This window comes from Spiroplasma endosymbiont of Ammophila pubescens (assembly GCF_964020965.1).
Classification (GTDB): domain Bacteria; phylum Bacillota_I; class Bacilli_A; order Mycoplasmatales; family Mycoplasmataceae; genus Spiroplasma.
Genome location: NZ_OZ026611.1, coordinates 190,184 through 211,871, shown reverse-complemented (window position 1 = coordinate 211,871; position 21,688 = coordinate 190,184). Strand labels below are relative to the sequence as shown.

The 21,688-nt window shown below is 24.5% G+C and carries 30 protein-coding genes; 11 read left to right on the top strand and 19 right to left on the bottom strand.

Annotation, left to right across the window (positions count from 1 at the left end; translation table 4 throughout):
- Positions 1-1,462: 1,462 nt before the first annotated feature.
- From ABNT63_RS01270 to ABNT63_RS01200, 15 genes are all read right to left on the bottom strand, one after another.
- The gene (locus tag ABNT63_RS01270) at positions 1,463-1,951 is read right to left on the bottom strand and encodes a hypothetical protein (RefSeq protein ID WP_348736086.1); all 489 of its coding nucleotides are present in this window, start codon (positions 1,949-1,951) and stop codon (positions 1,463-1,465) included.
- 446 nt (positions 1,952-2,397) lie between these two features.
- Positions 2,398-3,153 (bottom strand): hypothetical protein, encoded by a 756-nt coding sequence (locus tag ABNT63_RS01265; RefSeq protein WP_348736085.1) that lies wholly within the window; start codon positions 3,151-3,153, stop codon positions 2,398-2,400.
- Positions 3,154-3,574: 421 nt separating this feature from the next.
- Positions 3,575-3,832: a hypothetical protein gene (locus ABNT63_RS01260; RefSeq protein ID WP_348736084.1), complete on the bottom strand. Its 258-nt coding sequence runs from the start codon at positions 3,830-3,832 to the stop codon at positions 3,575-3,577.
- 33 nt (positions 3,833-3,865) lie between these two features.
- Positions 3,866-4,102: a TIM-barrel domain-containing protein gene (locus tag ABNT63_RS01255; RefSeq protein ID WP_348736083.1), complete on the bottom strand. Its 237-nt coding sequence runs from the start codon at positions 4,100-4,102 to the stop codon at positions 3,866-3,868.
- Positions 4,103-4,138: 36 nt separating this feature from the next.
- On the bottom strand, positions 4,139-4,369 hold the full coding sequence (locus ABNT63_RS01250; protein WP_348736082.1) for a TIM-barrel domain-containing protein: 231 nt from the start codon (positions 4,367-4,369) through the stop codon (positions 4,139-4,141).
- Between the two features lie 16 nt (positions 4,370-4,385).
- Positions 4,386-4,544, bottom strand: a complete 159-nt coding sequence (locus tag ABNT63_RS01245) for a hypothetical protein (protein WP_348736081.1) — start codon at positions 4,542-4,544, stop codon at positions 4,386-4,388.
- Between the two features lie 3 nt (positions 4,545-4,547).
- Positions 4,548-4,886, bottom strand: a complete 339-nt coding sequence (locus tag ABNT63_RS01240; RefSeq protein WP_348736080.1) for a TIM-barrel domain-containing protein — start codon at positions 4,884-4,886, stop codon at positions 4,548-4,550.
- 81 nt (positions 4,887-4,967) lie between these two features.
- Complete coding sequence (locus ABNT63_RS01235) at positions 4,968-5,309, bottom strand: hypothetical protein (RefSeq protein ID WP_348736079.1); 342 nt, start codon at positions 5,307-5,309, stop codon at positions 4,968-4,970.
- Positions 5,310-5,529: 220 nt separating this feature from the next.
- The gene (locus tag ABNT63_RS01230; protein ID WP_348736078.1) at positions 5,530-5,661 is read right to left on the bottom strand and encodes a hypothetical protein; all 132 of its coding nucleotides are present in this window, start codon (positions 5,659-5,661) and stop codon (positions 5,530-5,532) included.
- Entirely contained in the window at positions 5,661-6,155 is a 495-nt protein-coding gene (locus tag ABNT63_RS01225) for a PTS glucose/sucrose transporter subunit IIB (RefSeq protein ID WP_348736077.1), read from the bottom strand. The genes ABNT63_RS01230 and ABNT63_RS01225 overlap by 1 nt, the downstream gene beginning before the upstream one ends.
- Positions 6,109-7,260, bottom strand: coding sequence for a PTS transporter subunit EIIC (locus tag ABNT63_RS01220; protein WP_348736076.1), 1,152 nt, complete (start codon positions 7,258-7,260; stop codon positions 6,109-6,111). The genes ABNT63_RS01225 and ABNT63_RS01220 overlap by 47 nt, the downstream gene beginning before the upstream one ends.
- Positions 7,238-7,570 (bottom strand): hypothetical protein, encoded by a 333-nt coding sequence (locus ABNT63_RS01215; protein WP_348736075.1) that lies wholly within the window; start codon positions 7,568-7,570, stop codon positions 7,238-7,240. The genes ABNT63_RS01220 and ABNT63_RS01215 overlap by 23 nt, the downstream gene beginning before the upstream one ends.
- A gap of 133 nt (positions 7,571-7,703) precedes the next feature.
- Positions 7,704-8,303, bottom strand: coding sequence for a GntR family transcriptional regulator (locus ABNT63_RS01210; RefSeq protein WP_348736074.1), 600 nt, complete (start codon positions 8,301-8,303; stop codon positions 7,704-7,706).
- 306 nt (positions 8,304-8,609) lie between these two features.
- The gene (locus ABNT63_RS01205; RefSeq protein WP_348736073.1) at positions 8,610-9,227 is read right to left on the bottom strand and encodes a hypothetical protein; all 618 of its coding nucleotides are present in this window, start codon (positions 9,225-9,227) and stop codon (positions 8,610-8,612) included.
- 757 nt (positions 9,228-9,984) lie between these two features.
- Positions 9,985-11,325, bottom strand: coding sequence for an Mbov_0401 family ICE element transposase-like protein (locus ABNT63_RS01200; protein WP_348736072.1), 1,341 nt, complete (start codon positions 11,323-11,325; stop codon positions 9,985-9,987).
- Positions 11,326-11,574: 249 nt separating this feature from the next.
- Here ABNT63_RS01200 and ABNT63_RS01195 point away from each other — a divergent pair, with 249 nt between their 5' ends.
- From ABNT63_RS01195 to ABNT63_RS01155, 9 genes are all read left to right on the top strand, one after another.
- Positions 11,575-11,892 carry a hypothetical protein gene (locus ABNT63_RS01195; RefSeq protein WP_348736071.1) on the top strand — a complete coding sequence of 106 codons (318 nt, stop codon included), beginning with the start codon at positions 11,575-11,577 and terminating at the stop codon, positions 11,890-11,892.
- A 75-nt stretch (positions 11,893-11,967) separates the two neighbouring features.
- Positions 11,968-13,305: a PBSX family phage terminase large subunit gene (locus ABNT63_RS01190; protein WP_348736070.1), complete on the top strand. Its 1,338-nt coding sequence runs from the start codon at positions 11,968-11,970 to the stop codon at positions 13,303-13,305.
- A 245-nt stretch (positions 13,306-13,550) separates the two neighbouring features.
- Positions 13,551-13,706 carry a hypothetical protein gene (locus ABNT63_RS01185; RefSeq protein WP_348736069.1) on the top strand — a complete coding sequence of 52 codons (156 nt, stop codon included), beginning with the start codon at positions 13,551-13,553 and terminating at the stop codon, positions 13,704-13,706.
- Between the two features lie 103 nt (positions 13,707-13,809).
- Positions 13,810-14,571, top strand: a complete 762-nt coding sequence (locus tag ABNT63_RS01180; RefSeq protein WP_348736068.1) for a hypothetical protein — start codon at positions 13,810-13,812, stop codon at positions 14,569-14,571.
- Between the two features lie 180 nt (positions 14,572-14,751).
- Entirely contained in the window at positions 14,752-15,090 is a 339-nt protein-coding gene (locus tag ABNT63_RS01175; RefSeq protein ID WP_348736067.1) for a hypothetical protein, read from the top strand.
- Between the two features lie 3 nt (positions 15,091-15,093).
- Positions 15,094-15,249, top strand: a complete 156-nt coding sequence (locus ABNT63_RS01170) for a hypothetical protein (RefSeq protein WP_348736066.1) — start codon at positions 15,094-15,096, stop codon at positions 15,247-15,249.
- Positions 15,250-15,306: 57 nt separating this feature from the next.
- Positions 15,307-16,362: a hypothetical protein gene (locus tag ABNT63_RS01165; RefSeq protein ID WP_348736065.1), complete on the top strand. Its 1,056-nt coding sequence runs from the start codon at positions 15,307-15,309 to the stop codon at positions 16,360-16,362.
- Between the two features lie 263 nt (positions 16,363-16,625).
- The gene (locus ABNT63_RS01160; protein WP_348736064.1) at positions 16,626-17,753 is read left to right on the top strand and encodes a hypothetical protein; all 1,128 of its coding nucleotides are present in this window, start codon (positions 16,626-16,628) and stop codon (positions 17,751-17,753) included.
- A gap of 372 nt (positions 17,754-18,125) precedes the next feature.
- Positions 18,126-18,299, top strand: coding sequence for a hypothetical protein (locus tag ABNT63_RS01155; protein ID WP_348736063.1), 174 nt, complete (start codon positions 18,126-18,128; stop codon positions 18,297-18,299).
- Positions 18,300-18,336: 37 nt separating this feature from the next.
- On the opposite strand, the gene ABNT63_RS01150 is transcribed toward ABNT63_RS01155, so the two are convergent.
- The 4 genes from ABNT63_RS01150 to ABNT63_RS01135 form a co-directional block, all read right to left on the bottom strand.
- A complete protein-coding gene (locus ABNT63_RS01150) occupies positions 18,337-18,483 on the bottom strand; it encodes a hypothetical protein (protein ID WP_348736062.1) in 147 nt (48 codons plus the stop codon).
- Between the two features lie 126 nt (positions 18,484-18,609).
- Positions 18,610-18,849, bottom strand: a complete 240-nt coding sequence (locus ABNT63_RS01145) for a lipoprotein (RefSeq protein WP_348736061.1) — start codon at positions 18,847-18,849, stop codon at positions 18,610-18,612.
- A gap of 13 nt (positions 18,850-18,862) precedes the next feature.
- Positions 18,863-19,210 carry a hypothetical protein gene (locus ABNT63_RS01140; RefSeq protein WP_348736060.1) on the bottom strand — a complete coding sequence of 116 codons (348 nt, stop codon included), beginning with the start codon at positions 19,208-19,210 and terminating at the stop codon, positions 18,863-18,865.
- Between the two features lie 27 nt (positions 19,211-19,237).
- Positions 19,238-19,771 (bottom strand): hypothetical protein, encoded by a 534-nt coding sequence (locus tag ABNT63_RS01135; protein ID WP_348736059.1) that lies wholly within the window; start codon positions 19,769-19,771, stop codon positions 19,238-19,240.
- Between the two features lie 338 nt (positions 19,772-20,109).
- Here ABNT63_RS01135 and ABNT63_RS01130 point away from each other — a divergent pair, with 338 nt between their 5' ends.
- Positions 20,110-20,559, top strand: a complete 450-nt coding sequence (locus tag ABNT63_RS01130) for a hypothetical protein (protein WP_348736058.1) — start codon at positions 20,110-20,112, stop codon at positions 20,557-20,559.
- A 103-nt stretch (positions 20,560-20,662) separates the two neighbouring features.
- Positions 20,663-21,688, top strand: coding sequence for a hypothetical protein (locus ABNT63_RS01125; protein ID WP_348736057.1), 1,026 nt, complete (start codon positions 20,663-20,665; stop codon positions 21,686-21,688).

Sequence of the window (21,688 nt, the reverse complement as noted above, 5' to 3'; positions counted from 1 at the left end):
ATAATACCTTATTAATAAAAATACAACAAAATTAAGAAGATAAATTAGGAAAGATAGAATAAAAATAAAGTGTTACATCATATTTCAGTTCTTTTTTAAGATATCTTTCCCTATATAAACGACTTGTATTTGTTATAATAAACTTAAGAGAAAGTTATGATTTTTCACTTTACTAACATAATAATTTTTAAAAATAATGCTAAATTCAAAAAGAAAGGAAAGTTAATAATGAAAAGAATATTAATTATTTTAATGTATAAACAACACACGAGGAGTTCAAGTTGCAGGTTGTTTACTAAGGGGCGTCAATTTTGATTAAAAAATGGGGTAATTTTTATAATGCTATGATTTCCACCAATTATAACTGGTTGTTGAAATCAACAAGATTTTGATGATTATTAATAAAAATAACTTTAAAAATAATTTATTATCGCGTCTAATTACAACAATATTAATAATTTTATTTTTTTCACTTTTAATTCATTATAGTTGAAAGATTAATTGGCATTGATTTATTATTAACATTTTAATATTAATAAGTATCAGTGTAATTGTTAATGTTATGGATTGATATTTACAACTATATATAATTAAAAATGATAAACAAAAATTTTTATTTAAAATAATGAAAAACCGTACCTATTCCCAAAATTTTAGTTCATTGACAGAACAAACTAGTATTGTAGTTAATTTAAAAAGAGAGTGAATTTATTATTGTTCAGTTTTAAGTGTTTATTTTATTCTTATTATGCCTTTATTATTAATATCATTAAATAATTTATCTTTAATTACTAAACTAATGTTAATGATTCTTATTTTTATTTTCTATTTATTATTAAATTTATACAAAGTAAGTTATAATAATCAACACATTATCTTAAAATATAATGAAGAATTAAACAAGAAACAGGAAACGAGTAAAAATTTTATTAAAATAAAAACAAAAAATAAATATGTTCTTAATAAAATTATAAATTTTATTCCACTTTATTTAAGTATTTTCGGATTAATTGCTTACATTGTTTTATATCTTATCAAACACTACTTTATCTATATAATTATCCTACTAATGAGATAATTAATCCAATAAATAAAAAATTAATTTTAGTATTTTTTACATCATATAATTATGTTCACATTATTTTATATCATTTTTTGATGCTTCTGTTCTTAACATGAATTATGCAAATAATGACATTTTATTTATTAGATCTTAATACCTTTAATAACAATAAAAAAGATTACTAATTAAAATTTGTTGTTTGTTAAATCTTTTTGCTATTTTAAGTTTTATAATAAAATTATGACAAGTAAAAATCATTAATTATAAAAAACTTTAATTAATTGTAAAAATTATGAATATATATTCTTAGCCAAAAAAAGACTGATTTTCAGTCTTTTTTTTGGTGATTGTTATTAATTTTAGTTTAAATTATTTTATTCCAATTTTTTTCAATATTCATTAACCAACCTCAAATTCTATTATATGTAAAAATGAATATTTATCATTATCAATCTTAAGGTCTTTGCTACTTGGATTAATAAAGAAACTATATATAAAACTATTATCATAAAAATTAATTAAACGCAGGATTGTATTAAAATCAGTAGTTTCATATAATGCTTTTACAATAAAGGATTTTTCATTTTTAGTTCAACTAATTTTAAAGTTGATACTCGGGGTCCAAACGTACTCAAATAGTTTTAGATGAACATTAAATTTTGAATTAAAATTTTTAAAAATAGAATTAAAAATTCAAGCAAGAGTTTTTAATTCTGATGTTTGTTTTAAACTACCAACCGTTTTAACTACATCATCAAAAATAGTTTGGTCTAGTTTAAAAACAAGACGATAATTATAATAATATGTTTCTAATTTAAAATAATGTCAAAACCCCATTACTATTTTTGCAAATTTCTCAAGCTGCAAATCAAAGAGATTTTTTGCCATTAGTATGTTAAAATGTGATTCTAATTTTATCTTAGTTCAACGATTTTTAAATGGTAAATTTTCAATACTAAAATTAAAGACATTAAAGTACGTAAAATCATAAACAATATAATAATTTTCATTTTTTTTACTTTATTTAAAATAAATCTTTTTGGTCGCATGTAAAAGATTGGGGTTTTTGTTTTTAAATATTATTTAGTTCAATAAAATAAAGACATTTTTTTCTTGTTTTTATAAAAAACCCCAATTTTCTTTATACGACCATCTTTTTTTATAAAACTTTAAGAAGTTTTCCGGCGTCATTTTTTTCAGAATACTCCTCTCCTGCCCATCCTAACACAGAATCCTCTTTGAAAAAAAAGTGCTGGTTTGAAAATATATTAACATAGTCTGAACTATTTAGATCACGCATAGAAAATAAAATATTTTTATCCTGTAACTCCTTACTAAATAATGGGCCAAATAGTTCACTTAAAATTAAATTCACTTAAATATTCATTTACTACAATTTTTCAATTTTCTTTTTGAAAGATATTATTAACAAAACTAATAAAATACTCCTCAATCTTATCTTGCATATTACCTAAAACATCTAGATTATTAGTTATAACTACTAGAGCATTAATCTCATCTCTCGCTTGCAATCCTTTAAATCTCACTTCATAACCAATATTAACTTCCACTCTAATTTCCAATGCCTCTTGTGGGATATCTTTTAATAATCTTACGATGCTATCAAAATTAATATTATACAAAGTAAATAAAATATTATCCTCATTTAAAAACAACAGCATTGTATCAACATAATAATTTGAATAGCGATCTCGTAAACTTTGATTCAAATTAGCAAAGTTTACTTTAAAACCAGTAAGTAACTGTGTTAAAAAACGATATTTACTAATTGTTTCACCTATTAAAGTTAAGCCATCATCCCTTGTTTTTAACTCTCCTACTAACTCTGCAAAAAATGGTATTTGATCCGGATAATCATTAATATCAATTGTTGCCTTTGTATCCCACCACGCTTCAAAAGTTTGCTTTACTTCCTGTTTTATATCATTTAAAATACCAAGATCTTGATTATGATCTAATTCATTTTTATCATCGCGTTCATACTTTCCTTGCCCGGTACAACTAGCCAGCCTAAACACACTACCACTGCCTAACACAAAAGCACTAAAAATGGTTAATAACCGTTTCATCAATATGTCACCTTCCTTTTGATTGATACTTATCATTATATTGAATAAAAAAACCCATACCTTTAACAATTAAATTCCCCCATAACAATATTTAATAAAATTATTTGCTGTACCAAATTAAGCAACTTTAATTTCATAATCATAATGTTTTTTCCTTTCATTAGATGCAAAAAAAAAAAAAAAATAAAAAGAAGTTCATTATTAATTATATGAACTTTTCCATTAGTAAATTATTTAAATAAGTTAAAATCCTTATTTTATTATATATTTATGATCTGATGAAATATGAAAATTGTTATTTTGATATGTAATAGTAACTAATTCTTGTTGAAGCATAAAACTTACTTGATAACCATGTTTTAATTTCCCATACACATCTAATTCAAAAGTAACTTGTTCTAATTTGTCAAAACAATAACTATTATTTTGAATTAAAGGAATAACAGTGTTTGCTTTGACAAAAATTAATATTTCATCAATCGCACATGCAAACTGATAACAACATTCCCCTAAAACTTTTATTTTTTTGACCTAATAAAAACCATTCACCTCTTGGTAAATAAACTTGGCGTTGTGTTGTATTTGATGTTAAAATTGGAGCAATTAATAAGTTACTACCAAGATAAAATTGATCATCAATTAGTTGGGCAATATGATCATTTTCATTTTCTAAAACCATTGCTCGTAAAATTGGAATTCCTGTATTGACTGCTTATAATTCACACATTTTAAAATATGGTAATAATTTGCGTTTTAATTTCGCATATTTTATCGCATTAGCTAAAACAATTGCTGAAAAGTTTCATGGTTCTCGTGGTCCAATCCCATGAAAGCGGGATAAAGGTAATAACATTCCAACTTGTGTTCAACGCATATATAAATCTTCATTAAAAGGTTCTGTACTATAAAAACCACCAATATCAGTTCCCCATGCCATTTCACCTGCCATTGCTAACGATAACACTACATTTAAATGAATTTTTAATTATGTAAAATTTGAGTAACTATCTCCTGATCATTTACCAGAAAATTGTTGTATCCTAATGTACCCTGGACGACAAAAGGTTGATGTTTCGTTTGGTCCAAAGTATGCTTTACTAGCATTATAAACTGCTTGGCAATAAAGAAATAAATAATATTGGCGAAATTGGTTACCAGTTAAACCATTACTAAAGGAAGCATTAGGGGGTATCCCATCCCCATAATCTGGCTTCACAAATCGGAGCCCCAATTTAAATAATTTTTTTAAATTCACCTTGATATAAAATTGTTGCTTTCGGGTTAGTAAAATCAAGAATACCACAATTGGTTTGATATGTTTCTATTCCCGTTAATGGATGAGTATAATCATTATAATTAATTGTTTTTACTAAATAACCATTTTGATACACTACTTATCAATTATAACTATCATCAGCTTGTAAATATGGGTTAATTCAAAAACACACCGCAATATTTTTTTGCTTTAATTTTGTAAATAAGGTTTTAAAATTACCAAATGCATTTTCATTATATTCAAAATTACAACTTTTTGTATAGCGATTTTCTAACCACTTTGGATCTAAGCAAATAACATCTAATGGAAACTGTGCGATTTCACTTTTGTTAATTTCTGCTCACAATTCTGCTTGATTATGATAATACAACCGATTGCATCAAATACCATAACTTAAAGCTGGAATTGCTGTTGGTTTTCCTGTTAAATTAATATATTGCCTAATTAAATCCTTCATATTTTGTTCCGTGAAAAGAAATAAATATAGCATTGGTTTAAAAGATAACAAACTAATTGCATCTGTTACTGGTGAACCAATTTAAAAACTAGTTTGTTCACCAGTATTAACTAATAAACCTCACTTTTTTGTAAAATAAAATAATGGTAAGCCATTATAAGCTAAGTCATGGTTAGCAACACAAGAATTATCACTATTCCAAATCGTTGTTTCAACGCCATTTTTAACTAATGGTCGAAACTTTTCTCCTAAACCATATATTTTTTCATCATTCATTAATCAAAAAGAAACAAATGGTTGTCAATAATCATCCTTAATAATTTTTCATCCTAATGGTGGGGTTGAATAATTTTCAAATACTTGGTATCCCTTTCGGGTATTAGTGCTAAATTTAATTTCATTATTAGCATTAAGTAATACCATTTCAAATGGTTCTTTATAAATTATTAATTGTTCTCCGTGTAATAATTTAATTTTAAAATAAGTAGTATTTTCAATTGCAATAACCTGTTTTTTTTGCTAAACCTTTTAAGTGCTCAGAAAAACGGTTATTAGGTTTTTTTTGATAATATTGTAAATTAATAATTCCATTTGCAAACAATGTTATTTACAATGTTGATTTTTGTAAATTACTTAATGTAACTTATAAGTACAAAATATCATCTTGATACCAAAAATCACTAATTTTTATTGCAATAATATAATCATAATTAATATCAAAAATTCGTTGTTTTTGGGGAAAAGAATATCCAAGTAACTTTTTATCCTTAATCATTATCGGTTATGTCCTTCTTCAATTTGTTTATCTAAATATTCATCAATCTTTTCCTTTAAAATAATTACTTTTGGTCCATAAACAATTTGATAATAATTTCCTTGTTTTATAACACCAAGTGCTTTTGTTTCCTCTTTAAACTTATTAGAAACTTTTTTATCATCTTTAACAACAACACGTAAACGAGTCATGCAACAATCAACTTCTTCAATGTTTTGTGCTGTTCCTAATAAACTAACAATTTTGTGAATAATTTGCTCTGAAATATCTCCTGCTTGGTTTTTTTCCGTTAAGGAAGAGCTATCTAATGGAACTTGTTCACCAACCCCAGGAATATTTGGTTTTAATTTTTTAGTTAACCCATAAAAAAGCATAAAATAAAGAGCAAAGAAAAGAACACTTACCAATAAAAATCAACAACCATCTAATCATAAATTAGTTTTAATACTATCTGTAGTTAATGATGTTGGTCTTAATACGAGAAAATATTTCATTATAATTTCAATTGCACCAAAAGCATGAATACGCATTGGAATTAAATCCGCCATTCCAAAAGCCAATCCAGTCATAATCACATGTACTAAATATAGTAATGGTGCTGTATACATAAAAATAAATTCAATTGGCTCAGTTACTCCGGTTAATAAACAAGCAAGCCCCTGAAATGTAAATTGACTTGTATTTAATCTGATTAGTTTTACTAATAGCATACATCATCCCCATTACAGCACCAATTAATGATCTCGTTGAAGTAATCATTTGTCCAACTTTAAAGCGAACCGGTTCAAAAGCATTCATAGTAATTTGATAAACATCATTAACTCCAACTTGACTACTAATAATATTACTAGCGTAATCTGTTCAATGATTTTTAACAACATTTAACGCGCTAACCCATGTATATCACATTTGTTCTTGCCCTTCTGATATTAAACTTTTTGCATCAACTAAATTATTATTCGTAACATAAGTAAAAAAAACAACTAATTCTTCTTTCGTAATTTGTTGATTAATAAATAAGTTATCAGAATAAGTATTAACATTCATATAATTTAAAACTCCTCCGAATGAAGTATAATTCATTGGAATTGTAATCATATGGTGTAAACCAAATGGTAACAATAATCGTTCTAAAAAACCATAACCAAAGGGTATAATAAATGGAATTTTATTATTTAGCGCAATACTCTTCCCAATAACATTAATTCCCGTTTGAATTAATGGTCAAAGCAACGATAAACATAATACTATTGGTAAAGTAATAACAATAACAATTAATGGAACAAACCTAGGACCATTAAAAAATGACAAAGCATTTGGTAACCGATTAAAAGCAAAAAATTTATTATAGACACTAGCGCCAATAAATCCAGTTATAATGCCTCCAAAAGCATCAAAACGTAACGAATATACTCCCTCTTGATTACTAAAATAATCTTTTTGATTCGTTCATTTTCCTCCTAAAATGTAATTCATAAATTCTGAACCATCAGGACCATTCCGTGTTAGAAAAAAAGTTGCTCCAACACTTAATAAAGTTAAATAAGCAACAGCCCGGGCAAAACAACCACCAGCTTTATTTTTTTGCTCATGAACCACTAATTGCAATTGCAAATAATAAACCAATATGACGAAATGGCATTCAACTAATTGTTTCAATAATTGCTCCAATATGATTTACTACCTTTGCAATTGCCGCAATTTGACCAAATCCTAATGGACCAATAATTTTTCCAACAAAAATAAATAATCCAGCAACAGGTAAAATAGCAATCATTGTTAAAATTGCTTTTGTAAATTTATTAATTGCAATCTTAAAACGTGAATTTTTTCTCCTTCAAAGGTGCTTTTTATTTTTTAATTTCATAAAATAATTTTCTTTTACTTTTACATTTCCAGACTTTGACATTTTTTCACCTCTTTTTTTCATTTTAATTACCCTAAATTAAAAAAGAACTTGTTACAACAAGTTCTTTTTTAAAAATAATTTTTTTTATAAAATTCAAATTTTTCTGGTTGGTATGTTTCCTTACTACATTCAATTACTTCATCATATTCAGAAAAAGAAATTGAATATTTTTTGGTAGATAAGTTTTAAAATCTAATCTTAAATATTTGTAATCAATAGAATTCGGTAATTCTAATAGCAAATAATTATAATTATTAATTAATTTAATTTTACGAGATGAAATATATTCTAGCAAACTATCTTCACAAGCTTTATAATTAAGATTTTTTAGAATTGTTTTATTAACTCATATAATAGAATATTTTTGTATATTTTTTTCATCATAATAACGAACTTTAATTAAACTTTGAAAATCTTTTCCTAAACATTGTCAATTATCAATAAAGTAATTATCAAGTGGAATATTAACAACTTTCAATTTATTAATACCTTTTTTATGTTTTTCTTTAAAAGATAAAGGTTTGCTTCAAAAATTGCAATTTAAAGTAAAGTATCCTTTCCCTTGCAATACATAAATCATATTTTTTGTAATTAGTTTTCTTAAGGTATTACGAATAGTGGTTCGACTAACCTTATATTTTCGCATCATTTCTGCTTCTGATGGTAATTTAAAACCTGAGTAATGATTAATTATTATTGATTCTAAAATAACTTCTAAATCTTTATTTAACATATCATTATTTTATCATTATCATTGAATAAAAAATATTTTTTCTTTTAAATATTTTTTCTTTTATTCTTTTCTTTCGTGATAATTTTGTATTTAACTCCTTTTGAATTTTTTTCATATATATCATCTCATTATTAATTTTATGTAAGTAATAATTTTATATAGATATCAATATAACCTATACCAAAAAGTATGTTTTAACTATTAGCATCCAAAATATACTATAAGATTTGTTTTTTAATTATAAAAATATTTTGTCCATTCCTTAAAAAGAAGTTTATTATTCTTATCTAAAGATTAGTATTCTTATTATTTTAACTGTAAAATTTCATTAATAATTTGTTCAATTTCATCATCAGTTGTATATGAAAAATGATGTTCAACATTATTTGCATCAACATAAAGATAGACATAAACATTGATTGTTAAGGTATTAATTTCAACTTGTTGATTAACTCCTGCTTTAATTGCCATTAATGCTGCCGTATAATTTTCAAAATAAAGGTACGGATCTAATCCTTGCTGTTGACGAATATGACTAAAGATTCGATAAACTTTATAAATACCATCTTCAATTATATTATCAAATGTTACTAACCGATTACTTCATGTCATAATTTCTGTCTTATTAACATAACGTGCTGTTAAAATTAAGTTTTGACGTAACTGGTTAATAGCATCTTCCGCACTATCACCAGAAATTTTATAATTTCCAAATACATCATAAGCAAAATATTGTTTTAATAAAATTCCTGCTTCTAATTGAAATAATTTCTCTTGTGCTTGTGTTAAAGCTAATGCTAACCCATCAATTGATGAAATATTTTCTACATCTAAGTAAGTATACATTAAGGTTGTTTTAACATCACCTAGTAAAAATAAATAATTATCTAAGTCATCTTGTGAAACATAAAAATCTTCGCGCAATTTATACTTAACAATTCCATCCTCTATAATAGTTGGACCTTGTAATAACTGCGGTTTTAAAAAATTATTATAATATTTGACACTTTCAGTAACAGAATATTTCTCACCACGATTGCAATTAATGTCATATAAAGTATCAGCATAAACAAGGTAATCATTATAAGCAATTCCGTCAGTTGTTCTTTTATCTAATGTTAAAAAATCACGATAATAAAAATTATTAAATCAAACATTATAAGTTTGTCGAACATAAACTGTTGGAATTTCGCCGGGATTAGTAATGTTAATTTCAATATTATCTCAACGATAAATTAATTTTCTTGATTTTTCATTCTTCTGCTTATTGTATAAAAATAAATTTGCTTTATAATCTTGTGATGAAGTTAAACTATTTCAATCAACATCAGCAATTTTTCAATTATGCCTTCCGCTAACAGGTTTAAAAGTAATATGATATTTTTCATTATTTACATTAATTACTTTTCAATACGCATATTTTGACGTTGAACATAAAAGACCATAGCATTCTCTTATTTGCTCTCAATTACTATTTGAATTTAATTCTAATAAACTTATTGGTTGTATGTATTATTTAAGGGTTTTAATTAATATCTTAGAAATTGTGGAATAAAAATACCACTTACTTATCTAAATTATATTATTTTTAATTTTATTGTCAACAATATTTTAACATTTTTTAAATTTTTCCATGACAAAAATACATGTTTATTAAAGTTATTTAATTTATTAGATAAAATTAATAAAAATATAAGTTTGGTTGTAAATTATTATTTACAAAATTATTAACTGAATAATTAATTCTATTTTCTTCTAATGGTTCATTAGTATTAAATAAATTAATTTTATTTTTAAAATTCATCATACTAGTATTTAATTTATTTTTAAGAGTTTTTTCATGATAAATTGCTTTTTTAACCAAAACACCTTTACAGTAATGTGATATATCACCCTCAATATGACAACCAATATTATTTCATAATGTTTGATTTCTAACACTTTCTTTATTATTTTTAATTAATTTAATTGTCTTTTTTAAGAATTTCATTTTTGATTCTTTTATAAGAGAAGCGCTGTTTTCTAAACATTCTAATAATTCTTCATATTTAGCATTAAAAAAATAATCGATTGCTTTATGGTACGTTTCTCTGTTTTCTTTGTTTTTACTTTGATAAGGATATAATTTTTTAAATCTACTTGTAGGGTGGAATTTATCTATCGTGTAATGTACTTTATTTTTAGGAAAATATTCTTGAATAAATTTTACAATATTTTTAATTCAAGGTGCGCCATCGCCTAATACCATAAATTCAATATTGTCATTAATATCATAATAACTGGTAATTAATGTAAATAATTTATTAACAAAATTAGTTAATTTACTATTTTTTTTAATATATTCTGGAATATTATCAAGTTCTATAACACCTAATTTATTTGCAATTACAGGTCTTTTTTTCGTTGATTTTACCTTATCAAAACCAGTATGAACAGTTGAAAATATACTATGTTTTTTTATTTTTTCTTTTCCTTTTTTCTTTTCATTTCACATTTTTAAATAAGTTCCATCAATTTGAATATATAAAGTATGAGGTATCTTTATTTTTTTATCAGTTTTATTAAGATAATATTCTTTATCAGTTTTTGCATTTTTCATAATATTTGAAATTGTTTTTATACAAATTTTTACATGTTCCATAGTATCTAAAATATCTTGATATGTTTTTTTCTTGCCAATAAATGATAATATTTTTTCTTTAATAGAATTATCTATTCTTTGTCATTTTTCAATTCCTAAAAGTTTATCCAAAGGAAAAATATATTCTTCTTTACCTGTTTCTGGATTAATTTTATAATATTTTCTTCTTTTAAAAGTTATTTTCCCATTTAAAATAGTTAATGTTCTTGGTTTTATTTCTTTTACTTTATAATCTTTAAATTCTTTTAAAGTTTCATCAATTTTATAATTTTTAAAAATTCATTCATCACAATCTTCTAAATTTTGTTGAATAATTTCAATACTTTGTATATATAACAAATTATTAAAATTCTTAAAAAAGTTGTTATCAATATTTATCATTTTTTTACCCTCTTTTCTTAGTTCTACACATTAACACAAAAATAATAAAAATGCAAAAAAGATATTATTTTTTATTTATTGTGTTATAATTTAATTGTTAATTATTAGCAAATTAATTTAACTGAAAAAAGTAAAGTAATTTACTTTTTTTATTTTGATGTAAAATATAGATAATAAAAAAATAACCGTGTCAAGTTCTTCTGTACATGTTTTTCTCTACTTATATTTAACCATATAAAGGAGTAAAAAATGAAAGAATTTAATCCAAAAACAGCAAGTTTACGAACATTCTATCGTAAAATAGATGAATTTTGGCAAAATAAATCACCTAATAAACCATATACTTTGAACGATTTAACTAATGAATTCAATCTTTCTCGCAAGTGAAGATGTGATACTTATGCGAGCGAGAAGATAGTTCCTTTACTTGAAAAACAAGTTGATAGAATTGAAAGTGAAATAATTAATTTTATGATGAAATCACCTGATGGTGCTAAATTATATTGACAACGAGCATTTAATTTTATAAATATTCACTACAAGAAAAAGAACTTGAAAAAGAATTAAACTTAAATAATCAACAACCAATAATTGTTAATTTACAAACAGAGATTAGAGATATTAAAAAAGAAAGTGATAATAATGCTTAATCATTTTACTTATTTGTTAGAAACACCTTATTGGTTATTACAAAATAGTACTATTGTTAATAAATATCCATTTGCTAAAAAGTTTGAGTTAGTTAATGAAATTAATCAAATTGGAACACGATATAGTGGTAAAACTATATCAAATATTAAAATGTTTGGTGAATTATTAAAAATTAGTTTATTAATTAAAGAACCAATTTGTATCATTGCTAGTATGTATTGGAGTAAAGATTTAAAAGATAGTGTATTTCAAAATATATGAAATATGTTAGATGAAAATCATATTCCTTATACTATTAATTTATCAAATTTTACTTTTACTTTATCAAATGGTAGCAAAATATATTGTAAAGGTTTACATTCACCTAGCAGAAAAGAAAAATTAAAAGCTTTTGCTGATTTAAATAAATATAAATTAGTAATTGATTGAAAAGAAGAATGTGATCAATTTCAACAAAAAGATTTAAGTGATTTAGAATTTGCTATTCTTGGTTATCAAAATAAAATAACAATTAATACATGTAACCCTGAAAGTTTAAAAAGATATATTGTTGGTTATTGTAATGAATTATTACCTTTTAATGAAGAAATAATGCGTAGTAAATATGAGCAAATTAAGTATATTGAAAAATGAAATATGAAAATTATTATTCATTATTCTAGTTGAAGATTAAATTATGAATTACCACAAGATAAAGTTAATGAACAATTAAGATTAGAACAATTAGATATTGAAAGAGCAAGAGTTTGGAGTTGAGGATTGCCTGGCAATACTTGTGGATCAATATTTGCAAGATATATTGATATTATGCGAGCAACAGATATTATTCAACCAACTAAATTATTAGGTGGTGTTGATATTGCTAATGCTACTAGTCCTAAAGGACATACAACAGCGGCTAGTTTTTGAATATATAACTCATTTGATAAAAAAGCCTATAAAGTTGCTGAATATACTCATTCAAATGCTACACAACAATTTAAAACTGAATTAGAACAAGTTAAAGATATTTTAGAGTTTTATAACAATCAATTAAATCAATATTTTAATTTAATTCAGCAAGGTATATCGATTAATGTTGATGATAGTGCTTATTCAACATTGCAAAGTTTAAACCGAGAAAAATATAATTATTCTTTTGGTCAATATATGATATTTAAACCAGCACAAAAACAAAAATTTAAAGTAAGACATCGTGTAGAGGCATTCACAATATTAATAAATACTAATCAATTAAAATGATTATGAGAAAAATGTCCTATAAGTAAAACCCAATATGAATTAATACAATGAGAAGATAAGCCTGAAGCAAGAGAAAAAAAGTATTAGACTTATATGATGATACATTTGATAGTGATTTTTATGCTTTACATTTTGAATTAATACCAATGGTTAAGCATAATAGTTCAGCAGATTATAAATTATGACAAGAAGGGGAGTGAATAAATTAATGAAAAAAGATATTTATGTAATACATGATGAGTGTGTAATAAATGCAAAAAGACCTTATATGTCTGTTTGTGGACAAGTTAAAAAAAGACTTTGTCAAGAATTAAAAAAAAGATAATATCGCAATGTGTAAATTAAATTTATATAACGAATATATTAAAAAGTATCAAAAAGTTAAAGTATGTGTACAAGTTTTAGCAAATGAACCTAGTTTATTAACAGTAAATATAATTAATTATGCACTTATCTTAAATTTAAAGGAGCAAAATAACCATAAATAATACCTATCCATCTTTACCAAACTTAAATGATATTAATAGTGTTTTAAAATTTTATAATTATGATTGAACTATTAATTTAGCAAATATTATTGCTCGCCATCAAATGCGATTAGTAAATGGTAAAGATATTTTATTTAAGTCGCATCGTAAAGACATTTTAGAAAAATTAAATTGATGATATGAAACTTATAAAATAAAAGAAAAATTAGATAAAAATGAATTAACAGCAAGTTTAATGGGTAAAACTATTTTTGGTTTATTAGAAACATCAGACGGTAATATTGATTTATGAATTAACCCATTTAACTTTACATCACGCGTAAGTAAAATAAATGAAATTGAACAAGGTGCTGATATTTGATTAAATTATCATCAATCAGATAGTGGTTTTATTTTAAATTTAATTTGTACCAAAGATAAAATAATTATTAAAGGTTGACCCAAAAATAATGAAGTAGTTGTTGGTCAAAGTAAAACACAAATTAAAGATGATGTTAGACCTGTTTTAGTTCAAGAATTTAAAAATAAATTAGGTATAGTACCTTTTTGAGAAATGATAAATGAACCTAATTCTTTATTTTTATCAACATCAACAACTTTAAATCCATGACCTACAATGACAAATTGTTATAAATTACAATTTGATTTAGAAGATAGTTTTAATATTAAATCAAAAGAACGATGAGCAAATCGTACTCATTGATATGGGGTATTAGATGATGATTTAATGACTGCTTATAACAAAGGCAATAAAAAAGTATTACAATATGCTTTTGATGATATTTTTATTCAATCAGGTCAATCAGCCGTAGATGGTCAATTATCCCAATCTTTACAAGTAGTACAAGGGACACCAACCTTATAAACATATACACAAGACCAAAAAGCAATTATTGAACAAGTATATATAGCATGTAATTTTTCTAATCCTTTTGGTGATGCCTCAGATAGTGAAGAAAATAAAACCCAATCATTAATAAAAAAAACAAAAGACTTAGAAAAACAAGCATATTTACAAGCATATCGTAAACAATATTATACCAAAATGTTTGATACTGTTTTAAAATATTATGGTTTATGAGATGGAAATGGTGAACGCCCTTATGGATTTGATTTTGTTAGTGCTAGTTTAGTAGACCAAATGCGACAAAATGAATTAATTACTACTAGATTAGATAATTGAACAATGGAGCCAATAAGAGCAATAACTGAATATGATAATGTTGGTGAATTAGAAGCAATCAAATATTATGAAAAAATTGAAAAATACTGAGATAAAAGGCATGCTCAAGAGATAGAACATAATAATAAATTAATGGAATATAATGAAACTGGTAATAATCAAAATGCCTTACAAGGTAGAACAGAAATTAAGGAGAATTAACAAATGCAAAAAATTAGTCCAGCAGCTATGCAATGATTAAGAACGGGAGCAGGTGCTACTGCAATAGATATAAGAGAAAGTATAAAAGAACATAGACATTGAATGGTATTTCCTTTTAATGTTTATAGTTCATATATTCCTGATACTGAAACAGGTTAAAAACCTAATAATGCTAAACCAAGTGATTATGGTAGTTATTCAAGAATATTTGATAATATGGAAAGTACGATTGCTCAATGACAAGGTAGTTTAAAAATAGTCCAAAAATATAAAGGTGAAGAAATTAATATATTAACAATTGATGATTTTAAAAATCAACCAATTAACTCAACAATATGAACCAATAATGAAACACCTTTTGCGATAAAATTAAAAGATGAAAATAATAATCTTTATTGAAAATTAATTGATGGTGAAAATATTTATGATATTAATAGAATGTTAGAATACTTAAACCAATATAAATTAAGTTATTTTATTAATAATGATAATAAAGCTGATAACTTTTATACAAAAGAGGTTAAAGTTGGTAAATATTGAGATGCTTATATGGTTGATGATGTAAGTTCTATTAAATTTGGTGATGCTAAATTTGAACAAGTATTTACTCAACAATCAACAGAACGACAATATACTTTATTAATTTTAGATGAAGATATTACTAAATTAAATATTAATGATTATTATAATTTTTATACTGTATTTAATGACCGTGGTTTAAATATTGGTGGTGGTGATATTAATTATGCTCCCAAAGATAGACAATGATTATATCCATCAAATGTTATTAATTATTATTCACCTTATGATGGTAGTTTTTTATGACAAGAAATTATCTTTTCAAATATTAATGACAAAATTAGTCATAGTGGTTTATCAGTAAAACAATTTATTCAAACAAGTGCCCCAGGTGAAGGTTATTGTTTTCCTAAAATAACTTATGATGAAAAACTAAATAAAGGTATTGTTGAATTAGATGAGATTTTATTAAAATACCCAGGGGTTAGAGCAATGGCAGTTAAATTTTATGGTAATCCTATCTTTTTTGATATACCAGTAATTGGTCGACCAATTATTAAAGGTCAATTTAATAAAAAAGTAATGAATTCTCGTGATTTATTAATGTATAACATGTTTCCTGCACTACCTGATAAAATAAATACTTATGCTTCACCCGAAGTAAGTTGATATAACATTCAAGGTATTCAACCAACTATTATTACTGGATATAAAGATTGAAAAAAAGATATGGAAAGTAGATATGACTTTTAAAAACAAAAAATAGTGAAGGTATTGTTATAACTGATCCTAGCACTACATCAGCAACCAATTCTACTATTGGTAGAAATATTCATAAAGAAGATGAAGATTCTAAATTTTATTGATCAAAAGATTGAAAAATAACACCACCAGCAAAATTAAAAACAAACGGCGGCACAGTTGATAATATCATTAGTACTCAAGCATCTTCATATTTTAGAAGAAAAGATGAATTTGGTAATACTGTTGGTCAAGTTCAAATTGAATATAATAAAATGGGTAAATGTAATGTTTGAGATATTTTAAATATGAATAATTTTATTAATCGCCAAATTACAGTATTACCCTTAAACTATACGCAAAAATTAGTTTTTAACCCTTTTACGATACCAGGTGGGGTTGGTAAGTTCTTAAACTTTATTTCATTTGGTATTCCATGAGGTTGATTAATTAATCAAGATGAAAAATCATGGCCTAATTTTCAATGACTTAATGGCTTTATGAGTGCTAATGTTTATAGTTTTTATAATGATGCTTTTTGATCTGACAACTCAAAAGGTAAAGGTTATCTACCATTTGAAATATTTAGAGAACAAGGTAATGATAAGGTTGGTGCTATTTTTGGGGCAAATGTCACTAGTTTAGATTTTACTACTTTATTAACTGATAAATGCAAAGGTACTGTTTTAACTAATGATGGTAAACCAACTGAAGAATTAATTTATTCAACTTATAATTTAAAACAATTAAATTATAAAACTAACCGAGTTTATTTAATTAATGAACAAACCAAAGCAGTAGATTCACAAACACCAGTTAGTGATAGTGAAAAAGATAATGATTGCGAATTCTTACAAACACCAGATGGTACAAATTGTAGTTATATAATTGATATGTTTTCTATTCAAGCATTATATAAAGGTAATTTTGAAATTATCTTTTATGCTGATAACCCATATACTAATAATGAAGAAGATTATTTACGCTTATCTGTATGGAGTTTCAGAGGTAAAACAAAAAGTGTTTTAAATAATTATTTACGCGATATGACAACTAATTATAAAACTAGTTTTTTATTACCACACGATTATGAAATACCAACCTTTAATTATCCACAATATGTATTACCACCAGTTCCATATAACTATAAACCTTATACCAATGATATTATGCCTTCCGATGTAGTACTACCATTAAAAATTAAAATTATTGCACCAGCACAATGTAAGAAAATAAATCCTTTTGATAGTTATCTTAATTTATTTCCTGATGAATTTAAGGATGCTTATTATGAAGAAGAAATTTATTTAAAACAAATTGACCCCACAATTCAAAGTATCAGTAAATTCCAAGATGCTTATAAAACAATAGAAATAAGTAATCTTAATAATTTACAAGTTTAATGTGGGCCATGTGAGATAGAGTATTTTATTCCTAATAGAAATATTAATTTATTATCTGGGCCTTCTTCTGGATGTGAATTAAATTTAGGCTCATTAAACAATATAACTTTATATAAAACTGGTTGTTCACAAGTTGATAAAATTAATTTTCCAAATAATTTTACAATAGATATAAAAGAAATAACTAATGATATTCAAACATTTGAACCTATTGCACATACTAATGGTTTACCAAGTGGCAATTATCAAAATAATTATGTATCTGAAAAAAATAATAAATTTATTAACTTTTTACTTCAAATAACATCATTAAAAAATAAAATTGATGATAAAATTAAAGTAATAGAATTACAAGCATATTATACAAATGATATGAAATTAAAAATTAGATTTTCAAAAACAATACTTGCTCAATTAGAATTAGGTGTTGGATTAATGTATTGAGGCAATGATAAAAATATAATATTAGATGTTTCTAACCCAAATGTTTTAGGTATTCGCAATAAAAGTGATAATCCAGTTAAAATTACAATAAAACCAAGATAAAAAACAAAAAAGAGATTTACATCTCTTTTTTCTATTTTTACTTAACTTTTATATTACCATTTTCATCAATATCTAATAAATCAGATATATTAGTATCTAAATTTCAACGATAAACTGATTTAAAATAGTCATATTTTTTACTTCATCATCAATGTATAACTTTATTATTTCTTATACTTAACATATATCCACTATTAATATCAAAAGTTAGATATAATACAAAGTCACCTGAATTATCAAGTTTTATGCGTGGTGCCTGTAAAATTAACTTTTCATCATATTTAAATTTAGTTAATTTTCATTTATTACTTTAATCATTAAACCATACAACAAAAAAATACTTATTGTTTACTTCTTTAAATGGTTTTTCTTGTGGTGTTATTCATTCTAAATTGTCTCTAATTTCTTGGTTAGTAGTATTTATTTTGTTTTCTTCTTTTAGTTTTTTTAATTCATCTTCGCTATATTGTGGTTTATTACAAGCAACTAAACTTGTTGCACTTGTTCCAATTAAAGTGATTGTGCCTAAAAGACTTAATATTTTTTTCATATTTTAATTCTATTTATAATATAGCTGCCAATAATTCTGGTTCTGCCATTTTTCAAATTGATGAAAAAATACTAATAGCTTTTTCGCAAAATAATTGAAAAACATTTTCATGTATTAGTACGATACCGTTTTCTATTTGATTAAATAAAATATTAAAAATTTGTTCCCCCGTCATTGAAATTTCTGTAGTTTGATCTGGAATAAATTCACCTTGACTGTCTCTTCATGGATCTCTAATATAATAAGTATCTTCAAGTATATTTTCTTTATTTGGTTTGATTCCAACAATTAATGCAGCATGAAAACCGCTGCTATCATATCTTTCGCCAAAATATTCTTTATCAAAGAAACCATCAAACATAACAGGAACTTGTCTAGAAAGAGTTTCCTATATTAAATGTCTTATCCACATTCTTTTTTCTATATCATTTAATCTATTTCAAAATCATTTATTTAAATCAATATTCTTTAAATTAAATCCCAAATTTTTCTCAATTATCGCGTTTGATTTTAATAGTTCAATTACTTCTGATAATTTAACACCATTATTTGCATTTATTTCTGGAAAAAAACTTGCAATTTCTTCTTGTTCTATTTCTTTAAGATCTTTATTATTAAGAATATTATTATCAAATATATTTTTTAAAACTGCAATAACACATCATGAATTAGTTATTTGAAATTGCATTGGTTTTTTCATGTTAGTTTTTCTTAAATCAATTAACACATCTTCTAATATTGGATATGTTATTTCTTGTCTTTTAACTCTATTTAAATTTTTTAAATTATTTGTTTGTAAATAACTAATTTCATTATTTTCTAATTTAGTTTCTTCTTTTTGATAAGGACTAGCGGCAATTGTTGTTGGTACAGCAGTTCCACTAATTGTTAATACACTTAATAAACTAAGTAATTTTTTCATACTTGTTTTTCTCCTTTTCTTAGTCTTGAAACCTTACTCAAGATCTACCTGCATTATATATATATATATATAAGCAAAATTAGCGCTTATTTTAATAAATTTATCTTTTAAAATACTCTTAATTACGCGTTTTAAGGGCTAAATTAGCAGTAAAATATATTAAATTATATTTTATTCTTCTCTATATTAATAGTTGTATTATTAAAATAATAGTGTAAAATAATGTTAACGATTTATCCTTTTAACAAAAAAGTAATTTACGGTTTATGCTTTCCGCCTTAAAAAGACTTATGCTGACTTGTTATTCGAACAAGAATAAAAAAAGAGAGGTTTATAAAATGGCACTTACAAAAGAACAATTAATCGAACAAGGTTTAAGTGAAGAAATTGCAGATAATATTTTAAATGAATTTCATAATGAAACAAAACAAATTATTGAAGGTATACAAAAACGAAAAGATACTATTTCAAAAGAAGATTATTTAAAAGTTGCTAATGAATTAGATGAATTAAAAACATTTAAAGATGTTCCATCTACTAAAATTGAAGATATTAAAACTAATTTAGAAAAAGTTAGTGGTAGTTCTTTATCTGAAAAAATGCAAACTTTAAAAGAATTAAAACCTGATTTGTTTGTTGAAGAGCAACCATCAGTTTCACCAACTAATTTTATTAAAGAAATGATTGAAAAATCTAGTGAAAATATGACTGATGAAATTGAAACTATTAAAGAAAAAGGAGCATATACTCCTGATGAAATTAAAAAAAATAACTGATTATACACTTAAAAACCTTAGATAATAAGGGAGTGAAATTATGGCAACAATTAATTTGCCATAAGTACCTTTTACATTACAAGGTAATACAACAGATCAAAAAGCGTATGTTGATATGGTTAATGCTTTATTGCGTGGACCTTTATATAATGAATATGCAAGTATTATGCAGTATGCTACTGCAACCGCAGAACAAGTTGCTTGATTACCTAATGCAGGACAAGCGTTATATAATTTAACTCATCGTGTAGTATGACAAGATGATTATTCATTACCAAATGGTGGGACAACTCAAACAATGGGATTAACAAGAATTCCGGTTCCGATTAATAAAAGATTTAATTTAAAATTAATGAATGAGGCTTTTGACTTATCATTAATAGAACAAAATATTAAAAATAGTGTTATTGCTGATGCTATTTCTAGTGTTGTACAAAATAAATTTGTTAATTTAGAATGTGAATTAATTCAGGCTATCTATAATTATTGTTTAGCAGATGGTCAATATGAAGTAATTCCATTTCGTAGTTATACAACAGAAAATGCTGATGATGCAAATAAAGCATTTTTTACATTAAATGAAACATTGATTGAATTAACAAATCAAATTAGTAATTTATATTTTGGTTTGCCAACTGATAAAATGTTTATGGTTTTAGGACGAAGAGCCTATTTAGGATTAACACCTGCTTATTTAAAAGTAATTGGTTCACAAGCACAATTAAAAGCAATGGTAAATGGTGAATTATATGAAAATACAGTAATGGGTATTCCTGTATTAAAAAGCTTTCATTTAGAAAAAACATATACAAAAGGACAAGTTAACCGTGATAAAGGTTATAATTTTACTAATGTAAATGGTTTAATTATTAATAAACAAGTATGAGCTTATCCAATTAATATGGATACTATTCAACAAGTTTTAGATAATGATACTGCTAACCCTAAATGAATTGGTAAAGTTCAATATACAACACCAACTATTTTATATCCAAAAACATGTAAAATTATTTTGGAAAAACAACCAAGCCAAGATGAAATTACTGCCGCTAAAAGTAATCTAAATAAAACTTTTAGAGTTCCAGTTGATTATCTAATTTCAGCATCAAAACCAGAATCAAAACCAAATAATCAAGGTTAA